Source organism: Mycobacterium sp. HUMS_12744610, assembly GCF_041206865.1.
GTDB lineage: Bacteria > Actinomycetota > Actinomycetes > Mycobacteriales > Mycobacteriaceae > Mycobacterium > Mycobacterium servetii.
Map to the genome: position 1 here is coordinate 5,090,062 of NZ_JBGEDP010000001.1, position 11,579 is coordinate 5,101,640.

Below are 11,579 nucleotides of genomic sequence, written 5' to 3' on the forward strand. Positions count from 1 at the left end.
GCAGTCAGGCAGTCAGGCAGAAGCCTCGCCGGAGCGGAATCGCCGCAGCGCGTCCCTGAGCTTGGCCGGGCCCAGTTGCATGCCGCCCTTGGTGCGCGTCAGCGGGTAGAAGCAGAGCCCGATGAGGATCGACGCGAAGTGCCCGATCGCGGTGAAGTTGAGTTCGACGCGGTTCATCGTGAGCAGCGGGAAACCGAAGATGACGAACAGGACCCCGAGGTAGCCCCAGCGCCACGGTCGCGCGATGTGATACGTCAGCACGGCCATCACGCCGGCGAGGAAATAACTGACCCCGATGTCGCGCGCCAGCACCAGCCGTTCCGACGCGCTGTGCTCCTCGATCGCGAAGTAGAGCATGCCCTCGCCGATGTAGGTGGCAAGGATGTGGGAGGTCAGCCCCACGGTGAGCCACCGCAGCTGGCGCAGCCAGTGTTCCGCCGGCGCCAGGAACAGGGTGAACAGCAACAGGTACGGTTCCAGGTTCTTGCCGTCGATCCACAGCAGGCTGGCGAACAGCGCGTCGAGCGGATCGGAGCCCAGGCCATGGATGTTGATGGAGCGGTGCAGCAACACCGCGTGCAACTGCTGGCCGGTGAGGTGGTTCTGGATGAGCGTGGTGATCGTCAGCACGAGCAGCCAGCCGTAGGTCAGCGGCGCCTCGCTGACCCAATGCCACACCGCGAGCGCCATGTTCCGCGCCCGCGCCGATGTATCCGCCACGACGTCAACCTTCGCATGCCCGGCGCCGCGCCGCGAAACCACGGCAAACGGGCCGGCAGCCCTAGGGGTTGTCCGGCCGCAGGTGCCGCCACCAGCAGTTGATGTAGAGGGACATCGAGACCGCCAGCGCCACGAGCACCCACAGGACGATCGTGATGTCGATCCAGCTACCGAACGGCGGCGAGCCGGGAAGCGCGTTGCGCAGCGGCACGACCGCGAAGAGCATCGCCGCGTACCAGGTCGTCATCGGCGGCTGGAACTTCCGCCGGTCGCGGGCCGTCTGGATCGCCACGACCAGGGCCAGGACGGCGATCGTGATCAGGACACCGAGGATGACGATGGCGAACGCCGCCGTGCTGAGCGACCGCTGCAGACTCACCCGGTAGGGACCCTGCCCACCGTGGCTGCCGGCGGCGACCTCCCACCCGGAGAGGTGGTTGACGAACTTCACGGGCACGCGGATGGGCTCGGCATGGTCGCCGCGGAACAGTTCGACCTCGACGGGCCCCGAGCGGTAGTGGTCGAAGGGCCACCGTTCGATCTCGCCGGCGATGGTCAGCGGCACGGGGAACGTGCCGGGCAGCATGCCCCTGGTCCAGGTGCGGCGCGTGGGCGAGGCCACCGACCTGACCCGCAGGCTGAGGTCCTCGTTGAGGTGGTGGGTTTGCGGGTCCAGGAACGCCGAGCCGGGAACCACGGTCAGGTTGGCGACGAGCACGCTGTAATTCGACTGGATGTCTTCGACGTTCATCGTCGCCGTCGTCGCCTCGCCGCCGGGCGGGGTGACCATCCGCTGGCGGCCCTCGCCGCCGGCGGCGTACAGCGCGACCGCCGCCACGTATGCCACCACGATGCCCACGACCAGACCAATGACGCCGAACCTGCCGACCGCCGACCGCATGCTGCTCCCCTTTTTTGCGTCCCTGGCGAACTGTCCCCGAGGAATGTAGTTCACGGATCGAGTGCGCTGCGGCCGTACGGCCAAAGCGAGGCGACGCGCCGGTTGTCTACTCCACCGTGACGGACTTGGCCAGGTTGCGCGGTTTGTCGACGTCGTAGCCGCGGGCCTGCGCCACCGACGCCGCGAACACCTGTAGCGGGACGGTCGACAGGAGGGGCTGCAGAAGTGTTGACACCGACGGAATTTCGATCAAGTGGTCGGCATACGGGCGGACGGTGTCGTCGCCCTCCTCGGCGATGACGATGGTGACCGCGCCGCGCGTCTGGATCTCGCGGATGTTGGACAGCAGCTTGGCGTGCAGCGTGGCCTGCCCCTTGGGCGAAGGCATGATGACGATGACCGGCAGGTCGTCCTCGATCAGTGCGATCGGGCCGTGCTTGAGCTCGCCGGCCGCGAACCCCTCGGCGTGCATGTAGGCCAGTTCCTTGAGCTTGAGCGCGCCTTCCAGCGCCACGGGATAACCGACGTGGCGGCCCAGGAACAGCACCGTCGAGGACTGAGCGAACCGGTAGGCCAGGTCGGCCACCGGCCGGATCGTCGCAAGCACGCGGGCCACCAGGTCGGGCATCGCCTCCAGCTCACGGTATTCGCGCTCGACCTCGTCGGGGTACTTGGTGCCGCGGGCCTGCGCCAGCGCCAGGCCGACCAGGTAGTTCGCGGTGACCTGGGCCAAAAAGGTCTTGGTGGAGGCCACCCCGATCTCCGGCCCGGCACGGGTGTAGAGCACCGCGTCGCACTCGCGCGGGATCTGTGAGCCGTTGGTATTGCAGATCGCCAGCACCTTGGCCTTCTGTTCCTTGGCGTGGCGCACCGCTTCCAGGGTGTCGGCGGTCTCCCCGGACTGCGAGATGGCGACCACCAGCGTGCTGCGGTCCAGCACCGGGTCGCGGTAGCGGAACTCGCTGGCCAGCTCCACCTCCACCGGCAACCGGGTCCAGTGCTCGATCGCGTACTTGGCGAGCAGCCCGGAGTGGTAGGCGGTGCCGCAGGCGACCACGAACACCTTGTCGACATCGCGGAGTTCCTGGTCGGACAGCCGTTGTTCGTCCAGCACGATGCGGCCGTCGACGAAATGCCCGAGCAGGGTGTCGGCCACCGCGGTGGGCTGCTCGGCGATCTCCTTGAGCATGAAGTACTCGTAGCCGCCCTTTTCGGCGGCGGCCAGGTCCCAGTCGATGTGGAACTCGCGGGCGTGGGCGGCGTCGTCGTTGCCGTCGAAGTCGGTGATCTGGTAGCTGTCGGCGGTCAGCACCACGGCCTGGTCCTGGCCCAGTTCGACGGCCTGGCGGGTGTGCGGGATGAACGCCGCCACGTCGGAGCCGACGAACATCTCGCCGTCGCCGATGCCGAGCACCAGCGGGGTGGACCGCCGGGCGGCGACGATCGTGCCGGGCGCGTCGGCGCTGGCGAACACCAGCGTGAAGTGGCCCTCCAGCCGGCGCAGCACGGACAGCACCGACGCGACGAAGTCACCGGCCGTGTCGCCGTGGCGGTAGGCCTGCGCCACCAGGTGCACCGTGACCTCGGTGTCGGTGTCGCTGGAGAACTCCACCCCGGCCGCCTCCAGCTCCTGGCGCAGGGCCGCGAAGTTCTCGATGATGCCGTTGTGAACGACGGCGATCCTGCCGGCGGCGTCGCGGTGCGGGTGGGCGTTGCGATCGGTGGGGCGGCCGTGGGTGGCCCAGCGGGTGTGGCCGAGGCCGGTGGTGCCGGCCAGCGACGCCTCCGAAGACGCAGCCATGTCGGCCACCGCCTGCTCCAGGTTGGCCAGCCGGCCGGCGCGGCGGCGCACGGTGAGCCGGCCGTCCGCGTCGACCAGGGCGATGCCCGACGAGTCGTAGCCGCGGTACTCCATCCGGCGTAGCGCGTCTATGACGACCTCGTGGGCGGGACGCTGCCCGACGTAGCCGACGATTCCGCACATCCGTACCAGGGTAGTGCAGCGCCCCTGTCGGGGTAGTGACGCGCGCGGGGGGCGCAGCGTACCGATGCCCCGTATAGCGCGGTCGGCGCCGCGCCGTAGCCGGTGCGGCTGGGTTCATATCGACCCCATGAAAAGCGTGCGTTCGTCACCTGATGTATTTCCGACGTTTTCGGCGGCGTCATCGAACGCGTGCCGCTCGGCCCTTACCGTGCGAAATATCAGCGAATGCCGGCAACTAACGACACCGTCGAATGAGCGGCACTATGCAGGTGACGCTCCGCGGCTGGGCGCCAGCGCTGCGGACATGCCGGAAACAGCGGAAAGGACGACGGAGTTGACGCCCACCTGACCACGAACGCGCGGGTTTTATGCGATCCGGAAGTCTAATCACACAGCGTTTCAACGCCTATCGAGTAGGTCATCGTACATCACCCGGTAACCGAGTTTTTACCGTGAGTTTCGCCGGCCGACATCGGCGCCGGCGACCCGGCGGCGCAGATGCCACACCGGGCGCCATTTCCGACGATTTGTGTTCAGCAAATGTTTTGCGACACGCAAACTCCTGATGGGTCATCGCAATCAAATGCAAATGGAGAATTTCGCAGCGGATCGCGTCGAAACGGCCACCGGTCCGCGCTTCGAGGAGAGAACCATGACTGCTGCGCTCTACGACGAAGTCCCGTGCACCGAAAAGGCCCCGGCGTTTCCGCGGGCGCACCGGCGATCGCCGATCGTCGGCGGCGGTGACCCGCTGGTGGACGCCACCGCGCGCGTGTTGAGCATTCCGCTGCGCCAGCTCTACGCCGCGCTGTGGCGGGTGGGGGTCATCGAGGTGCTGGCGTAACGACCGCCGAGGCGCCCGGGGCAGCGCCGCGGTGCGCTAACGTCGACGGGTGGCCCGCATCCGCAAGCTCGTCGCGACCCTCAGCCGCCGTGGCCCGCATCGGGTTTTGCGCGGTGACCTGGCCTTTGCGGGCCTGCCGGGTGTGGTGTACACCCCCGAGGCGGGGCTGAACCTGCCCGGCGTGGCGTTCGGTCACGACTGGCTCACCGGCGCGGCCCGCTACCACGGACTGCTGGAGCATCTGGCGTCGTGGGGCATCGTGGCCGGCGCCCCGGACACCGAGCGTGGCGTGGCGCCGTCGGTGCTCAACCTGGCGTTCGATCTCGGTACCGCGCTCGACATCATGGCGGGGGTCCGCCTGGGGCCGGGCAAAATCAGCGTCCACCCCGCCAAGCTCGGCCTGGCGGGCCACGGGTTCGGCGGGTCGGCCGCCGTGTTCGCCGCCGCCGGCATGGCCGGTATGCCGGGCGAGCCGGCCGGTGCGGTGGCGGCGATCTTCCCGACGGTGACCAGTCCCCCGGCCGAGGAGCCGGCCGCGACGCTGAAGGTCCCCGGCCTGATTCTGACCGCGCCCGGAGAACCCACGTCGCTGAACTCCAACGCGCTGGCACTGTCGCAGGCATGGAAGGCGGCCACGCTGCGCATCGTCCGCAAGGCCGAACCCAGAGGGCTGGCCGAGGGCAGGCGACTGCCCAAGGCCTTCGGGCTGGGGGGCTCGCACCGGCGCACGCAGCGCTCGGTACGGGCGCTGCTGACCGGATACCTGCTCAGCACGCTTGGCGGTGACAAGGCCTATCGCGCGTTCGCCGACCCGGACGTGCACCTACCCAAGACGGACCAGGTGGACCCCGAGGCCCCGCCGGTTTCGCTGGAAGAAAAGATTGTCGCGCTGCTGAAATAGCGCGGGCCGCCGCAGCGGGCCGCGGCGCTCGTGGTATCTGTCGTGGGTGCGCATCGGGATCGCTCTGGACTATTCGGGCGGCTTTCACCAGGCCGTCGACCGCATCGTCGAACTGGAGAAGTCCGGCCTCGACATCGCGGTGGTGGCCGAGGCATATTCCTTTGACGCCGTCAGCCAGCTCGGGTACCTGGCCGCCAAGACGGAAAGCATCGAGTTGGCCTCGGGTGTGGTTCCGCTCTACATCCGGACACCCTCGCTGCTGGCGATGACCGCCGCGGGGCTGGATTTCGTGTCCGACGGCCGGTTCCGCCTGGGCATCGGCACCTCCGGTCCCCAGGTGATCGAGGGGTTTCACGGTGTGGAGTTCGACGCCCCGTTGGGCCGCACCCGGGAGGTTGTGGAGATCTGCCGGAAGGTGTGGCGTCGCGAACGGCTGCAATACGCCGGCAAGCACTACCAGATCCCCGTCCCGCCGGATCGGGGCACGGGACTGGGCAAACCTCTTCAGCTGATCAATCACCCAGTGCGCGAAAGCATCCCGATCACGATCGCCGCGCTGGGACCTAAGAACGTGGAGCTGACCGCCGAGATCGCCGAGGGCTGGCAGCCGGTCTTTTACCTTCCGGAGAAGGCCGCGTCCGTGTGGGGCGAGGCGTTGGCCGCCGGTGCCGCCAAACGCGATCCCGCTTTGGGGCCGCTGGACGTCATGGTCCACACGTCGCTGGCCATCGGTGACAACGTCGAAGAGCGGCTGGACTGGGTGAAGCCGCAGCTGGCCCTCTACCTCGGCGGGATGGGCGCCCGGGGCCGCAACTTCTACCACAACCTCGCCACCCGCTACGGGTTCGGCGAGGTCGCCGACCGGATTCAAGAGCTGTATTTGTCCGGTCGCAAGCGCGAGGCCACCGACGCCGTGCCCGACGAGTTGGTGCGCGGGATCTCGCTCGTCGGCCCCCGCGGTTTCGTCGCCGAACGCCTGGCCGCCTTCGCCGAGGCCGGCGTGACGACGTTGCTGGTCAGCCCCGTGAGCGCCGATCCGGTGGAATCGGTGCGTCATGTCGAGGAGCTGCTCGAGCTGCGACCCTCCTGAACTCCTCACCGGCCCGCCTGCGGCAGCTGGTCGGCAGCGATCTCACACGGCGTTGACGCCTCGTCCACCGCGGGCGCCGGTACATCGAGGGGCTGCGCCACCGGCGCGGCGGGCGGCGACCCGGCGGCCGGCGCCGGTGCATCGGCCGGTGGGACCTGGTCGACAGGTGGAGCCTGCTCACCGGGTTGGGCCTGGTCACCGGCTCGAGTCAGATCGCCGGACTGGTCGTCGTCGTCCTCGCGCGTCTGGTCGACGTCTTCGATCTCGTCGCCGTGGGTGTGCTCGTCGGCGCCATCACCCCCGTGGTCGGGGTGGAAGGGATCGCCGATGCCGGAGGGGTCCGCGGTGCCCAGTGCGTCGTCGAGCGCCGACGGGTCGGCGAGCTGACCGGCCGGACCCAGCAACCCGCTCATCGCCTCCACGATCCGGCCCGCGAGCCCGCTCAAACCGCCCAGATCGCCGCCCAGACCGCCGGCGGGCGCACCCGCAGCGTCACCGAGCGCGGCTCCCCAGTCCGGGACCGGCGCCACGGGCGCCGCGGCAGCGCCCTGCGGCGGGTCGGCCGGCGCCATGGGCGCCGCGGCAGCGCCCTGCGGCGGCTCGGCGGGCGCCATGGGCGCCGCGGCAGCGCCCTGCGGCGGCTCGGCGGGCAGGGAGGGCGCAGCGGCGGCGGGCACCGCGGCGGCGGGCGCGACCGCGGCGGCGGGCGCGACCGCGGCCGCCGCCGGCGGGGCCGGTTGGTAGGTCGGCCCGAAATCGCCCGGAACCTCGAAGTAGACCGCCGCCGCGGCGGCCATCTTGTCGATGACCATGTCGTAGGACGCCGCGATACCTGCCCCGGTCGAACGCATCGCCGTCAACCAGTCGTTGCGAATGTCGTTGTCGACATAGGGGTTTATCTGTTGGCGAACGATCTGCTCGGCTGCCCGATCGCCGGTCCCGGTGGCGACCGCGGCCGCGGCGGCCAACCACGCCGCTTGCTGCGCGTGCGTACGGTCATCGAGGGCGATGGCCGTGGCGACCTTCGAGTCGAGCAGATACCACAGGTTGTCGCGCAGCGACTCGCACCGCTGCGCCGCGGCGCGGATCTCGGCGGCCACGGCGCCGGAGGCATCGCAATGACGCTGCAGGAAGGCGACCGCGGCCGCGCCGCCCGCGCCCGTCCACGCCGCGGCCAGCTCGTCCACCTGCGCCCGCTGTATGCGCAGGCCTTCTGCGACCGCGGCGCCCGCCGCCCGCAGTTCAGCGCAGTCGCGGTCCAGCGCGTGCAGGTCCAGGCCCTGTTCGCTGTCGTACCAGTCACGGATCTGGGACGGTCGCGTAGTCAGGTCGGGCTCCTGGTAGCCGAGCGCGCGACAGGCCCGCACGTAGGTCTGGGTGTGCTCGACGGCGAACCGGCCGTCGGCGAGGCGTTCGGTGACGTCCAACCGGCCGGTCATGGTCAGGCGATCCGCCTGGCGGCATAGAGCTCGGCATCGGCGTAGCGCTCGGCGCTGGCCCGCAGCGCCACGGCCACGGCCGCAGAGGCCCGCGACCACTGCGACAGCTCGGTCGCGAGGCGCTGAAGGCCGGCCCGGAGGGCATCGCCGCGCGTGGTGTAGGCGCGTCCGGCAGCGGCACCACCGAAAGCCAGCCTGGCCAGGTGCTCGCCCACGGCGTTGTCGATGAGTTCGGCGGCCGCCTCCAACCGGTCGGCCACCCGGTGCACCGCCGCCACGTCGACCTCGGCAGAACTACGTTGTCTCATGCCTATTCCGACGACGGGGACGGCGCCGGGGTTCCGGCGAGAATCAGCTCGCGGCGCCGACCACCTCCGCGACCCGGGCGGCGATCCGCTCGGCGACCTCCTTGGCCGGCGCTTCGACCATGACGCGGATCACCGGCTCGGTTCCGGAGGGCCGCAACAGTATTCGGCCGGTTTCGCCCAGCTCGGCCGTGGCCGCCGCGACCGCGGCCTGCACCGACGGTGCCGCGGAGGCGGTGGCCCTGTCGGCCACCTCGACGTTGATCAGCACCTGGGGCAGCGTCCGCATCGCCGCGGCGAGGTCGGCCAGCGGGGCGCCGGTCTGCACCATGCGGGTCATCAGTCGCAGACCGGTGACGATGCCGTCTCCGGTGGAGCCCAGCGCGGGCATCACGATGTGGCCGGACTGCTCCCCGCCGAGGCTGTAGTCGCCGGCGCGCAACTCCTCCAGCACGTAGCGGTCGCCGACGCCGGTCGTGCGCACGGTGATGCCGGCCGCACGCATGGCCAGGTGCAGCCCGAGGTTGCTCATCACGGTTGTGACCAGCGTGTCGGACACCAGCTCCCGGGCCTCCTGCATCGCCAGCGCAAGCACGACCATGATCGCGTCGCCGTCGACGACGTGTCCGCCCGCGTCGACGGCGAGGCACCGATCGGCGTCCCCGTCGTGCGCCAGGCCGAGGTCGGCACCGTGCGCGACGACCGCCGCGCGCAGCGCGTCCAGGTGCGTGGACCCACAACCGTCGTTGATGTTGAGCCCGTTGGGCTCGGCATTGATCGCGATGACCCGCGCACCGGCCGCGCGGTACGCGGTCGGTGCGGTCGCCGACGCAGCCCCGTGGGCGCAGTCGACGACCACGGTCAGCCCGTCGAGCCGCAGCGTGCTGGCCTTGCCGACGTGGCGCAGGTAGCGGTCCGCGGCGTCTTCGGCGTCGAGCACCCGGCCGATCCCCGCACCGACCGGCCGCACCCCCGGCCCGGCGGCGAGGAGTTCCTCGATCCGGTTCTCGCTGTCGTCGTCGAGTTTGCGGCCGCCGGGACCGAACACCTTGATGCCGTTGTCGGGCATCGGGTTGTGCGACGCCGAGATCATGACGCCGAAGTCGGCGTCATAGGCACCGGTCAGGTACGCCACGGCCGGGGTGGGCAGCACCCCGACCCGCAGCGCGTCGACACCCTGACTGGTCAGCCCGGCGATCACCGCGGCCTCCAGCATCTCCCCGCTGGCGCGGGGGTCCCGGCCCACCACGGCCACCCGCCGGCCGGGTCCGCCCGGCCGCGCGAGGTGCCCGGCTGCGGCCATGCCCAGCGCCAGCGCCAGCTCGGCCGTCAATTCGCGATTGGCGACCCCACGAACACCGTCGGTGCCGAATAGTCGACCCATGCGGACAAACCTCTCACAGTTTGGACGGTCCAGCACCTAACGTGCCCGTTCCTTTCTGACCGAAATCGCGTAGGACAGCGCGCAGACACGCCGAAGGACGCGCACAACGTCTCGTGCGAGATGCCGCGTGGCGGCCAGAAAGTGACCGCCGAATCAGCGCTTGCTGTACTGAGGCGCCTTACGCGCCTTCTTCAGGCCGTACTTCTTGCGCTCGGTGGCACGCGGATCACGGGTGAGGAAGCCCGCCTTCTTCAGCGCGGGGCGGTCCTCCGGCGACGCCAGGATCAGCGCCCGGGCGATGCCAAGACGCAGCGCACCGGCCTGGCCCGAGGGCCCGCCGCCGGTCAGGTGGGCGAAGATGTCGAAGTTCTCCGCCCGGTCCACGGTGACCAGCGGGGCCTTGATCAGCTGTTGGTGCACCTTGTTGGGGAAGTAGGCCTCCAGGCTGCGCCCGTTGAGGTCGAATTTGCCGGTACCGGGCACCAGTCGCACCCGCACCACCGCCTCCTTGCGGCGGCCGACGGTCTGGATGGGCCGCTCGAACACGTAGGAGTCGCCGGCGGGCACCCCGGCGGCCCCGACGGCCTCGGGGGTCTCCGGGACCTCCGCCGAGGCTTCCGGCGCCGCCGCGGCTTCCGTGGCTTCTTCCACGGCTTCGGTCGTCTCGGTCACTGGGCCACCTGCTTGATCTCGAACGGAACCGGCTGCTGCGCGGCATGGGGATGCTCCGGGCCGGCGTAGACGTGCAGCTTGCGCTGGATTTGCCGGCTGAGCTTGTTCTTGGGCAGCATGCCCACGATCGCCTTCTCGACCACGCGGTCGGGGTGCTTCTGCATCAGCTCGCCGATGGTGCGTTTGCGCAGGCCGCCGGGATATCCCGAGTGGCGGTAAGCCAGCTTGTCGCGCAGCTTCTCGGGGCCGATGCCGACCTTGTCCGCATTGATGATGATGACGAAATCTCCGCCATCGACGTTGGGGGCGAACGTCGGCTTGTGCTTGCCGCGCAGCAGGGTGGCTGCCGCGACGGCAAGACGGCCAAGCACCACGTCCGTGGCGTCGATGACATACCACGACCGCGTGGTGTCACCCGCCTTCGGCGCATAAGTGGGCACAGCGCTTACCTAATCTCTTCTCGGGGTGGATCCCGGTGCGACCCGGGTGCCGGTCAGGCGTCACACGGTGGGGCTGGTCTCGGCGACCGACATTGACCCGAGGCCCCGGCGTTACCGGACGCCAACGGAGCAGCTTACCGACGGACGTACCCGCAGGTCAAAATTGCTGTGTGGTCCCGGCGGCTCTCCTCCGCCGGGACCACACAGCAGCCTGCGGGGGCGCGACGGCTAGCGCCCCCAGATGCCGGCGGCCCGGCGGTCGGCGTCGGCCACCTCCTCGGCGCCGTCGCGGACCGCGTTGCCGAGGTCGACGAGGATCTCGTTGAGCGCGGTCGCCGCCTGATGCCACCTCAGCTGCTCCACCTGATAGGCGGCCGCCGCTTCGCGGGTCCACAGTTGCTGCAGCGGGGCGATCTGCGACCTCAATTCCTCCAGCGCGGCATTGAACCTTGTCGACGTGGCGTGGATCTCCTGCCGCACGGCGTATTCGATTTCGCCGAAGTCGTAGGACAGCACCGGATCCACGGCTACTCCTCTCCGGTCACAGGTGTCCACCGGAGGCGGCGACGCGGTGGGCGTGGTGTTCGGCAGCCTCCTGCAGGGTGGTCGCGTTGTATCGGATGGTCTCGGCGATGGCGTGCAGGACGTGGTGCAGCCGTACCGACTCGGCGTTCCAGCGATCCACCACCTCCTTGAACCGCGCCGCCGCGGGCCCACCCCACACCGACGGCGGGACACCGCCCATGCGGCCGATGAATGCCTGCAGCATCGCGCGCAGTTCTTCGTTGCGGGCGTCCGCCGTGGCCGCGACCGAGCGCATCAGGTCGAAGTCGGCGCTTAGTGTGTTGGAGGTCGTCATATCAGGTTCGACGGCGGCGGCCCGCTTCCGGTTCCACCGG

The 11,579-nt window shown here is 69.9% G+C and carries 13 protein-coding genes; 3 read left to right on the forward strand and 10 right to left on the reverse strand.

The features are described 5' to 3' along the window. Nucleotides 1-12: 12 nt before the first annotated feature. From AB8998_RS24690 to glmS, 3 genes are all read right to left on the reverse strand, one after another. Complete coding sequence (locus AB8998_RS24690) at nucleotides 13-690, reverse strand: rhomboid-like protein (protein WP_369741748.1); 678 nt, start codon at nucleotides 688-690, stop codon at nucleotides 13-15. A gap of 91 nt (nucleotides 691-781) precedes the next feature. Beyond that, nucleotides 782-1,621, reverse strand: a complete 840-nt coding sequence (locus AB8998_RS24695; RefSeq protein ID WP_369740353.1) for a DUF4436 domain-containing protein — start codon at nucleotides 1,619-1,621, stop codon at nucleotides 782-784. 106 nt (nucleotides 1,622-1,727) lie between these two features. After that, nucleotides 1,728-3,605 carry a glutamine--fructose-6-phosphate transaminase (isomerizing) gene (gene glmS / locus AB8998_RS24700; protein ID WP_369740354.1) on the reverse strand — a complete coding sequence of 626 codons (1,878 nt, stop codon included), beginning with the start codon at nucleotides 3,603-3,605 and terminating at the stop codon, nucleotides 1,728-1,730. A 652-nt stretch (nucleotides 3,606-4,257) separates the two neighbouring features. Between glmS and AB8998_RS24705 the strand changes: the two genes are divergently transcribed. From AB8998_RS24705 to AB8998_RS24715, 3 genes are read left to right on the forward strand one after another with little or no spacing between them, the layout of a single operon-like run. Further along, nucleotides 4,258-4,449, forward strand: a complete 192-nt coding sequence (locus AB8998_RS24705) for an Rv1535 family protein (protein ID WP_369740356.1) — start codon at nucleotides 4,258-4,260, stop codon at nucleotides 4,447-4,449. A gap of 49 nt (nucleotides 4,450-4,498) precedes the next feature. Further along, nucleotides 4,499-5,350 carry a dienelactone hydrolase family protein gene (locus AB8998_RS24710; protein ID WP_369740358.1) on the forward strand — a complete coding sequence of 284 codons (852 nt, stop codon included), beginning with the start codon at nucleotides 4,499-4,501 and terminating at the stop codon, nucleotides 5,348-5,350. 46 nt (nucleotides 5,351-5,396) lie between these two features. Next, nucleotides 5,397-6,440: an LLM class F420-dependent oxidoreductase gene (locus AB8998_RS24715; protein WP_369740360.1), complete on the forward strand. Its 1,044-nt coding sequence runs from the start codon at nucleotides 5,397-5,399 to the stop codon at nucleotides 6,438-6,440. A 5-nt stretch (nucleotides 6,441-6,445) separates the two neighbouring features. Here the strand turns inward: AB8998_RS24715 and AB8998_RS24720 are convergent, their stop codons facing one another. The 7 genes from AB8998_RS24720 to AB8998_RS24750 all read right to left on the reverse strand — a co-directional run bounded on the left by AB8998_RS24720 (nucleotide 6,446) and on the right by AB8998_RS24750 (nucleotide 11,539). Beyond that, complete coding sequence (locus AB8998_RS24720; protein WP_369740361.1) at nucleotides 6,446-7,879, reverse strand: hypothetical protein; 1,434 nt, start codon at nucleotides 7,877-7,879, stop codon at nucleotides 6,446-6,448. A gap of 2 nt (nucleotides 7,880-7,881) precedes the next feature. After that, a complete protein-coding gene (locus tag AB8998_RS24725; RefSeq protein ID WP_369740363.1) occupies nucleotides 7,882-8,187 on the reverse strand; it encodes a hypothetical protein in 306 nt (101 codons plus the stop codon). Between the two features lie 43 nt (nucleotides 8,188-8,230). Beyond that, nucleotides 8,231-9,568, reverse strand: coding sequence for a phosphoglucosamine mutase (gene glmM, locus AB8998_RS24730; RefSeq protein WP_369740365.1), 1,338 nt, complete (start codon nucleotides 9,566-9,568; stop codon nucleotides 8,231-8,233). A gap of 153 nt (nucleotides 9,569-9,721) precedes the next feature. Continuing rightward, nucleotides 9,722-10,135: a 30S ribosomal protein S9 gene (gene rpsI, locus AB8998_RS24735; protein ID WP_369741749.1), complete on the reverse strand. Its 414-nt coding sequence runs from the start codon at nucleotides 10,133-10,135 to the stop codon at nucleotides 9,722-9,724. Between the two features lie 101 nt (nucleotides 10,136-10,236). Continuing rightward, a complete protein-coding gene (gene rplM, locus AB8998_RS24740; protein ID WP_369740367.1) occupies nucleotides 10,237-10,680 on the reverse strand; it encodes a 50S ribosomal protein L13 in 444 nt (147 codons plus the stop codon). Nucleotides 10,681-10,908: 228 nt separating this feature from the next. Continuing rightward, nucleotides 10,909-11,205, reverse strand: a complete 297-nt coding sequence (locus tag AB8998_RS24745; protein WP_369740369.1) for a WXG100 family type VII secretion target — start codon at nucleotides 11,203-11,205, stop codon at nucleotides 10,909-10,911. Between the two features lie 16 nt (nucleotides 11,206-11,221). After that, on the reverse strand, nucleotides 11,222-11,539 hold the full coding sequence (locus AB8998_RS24750; protein ID WP_369740371.1) for a WXG100 family type VII secretion target: 318 nt from the start codon (nucleotides 11,537-11,539) through the stop codon (nucleotides 11,222-11,224). Nucleotides 11,540-11,579 lie beyond the last annotated feature (40 nt).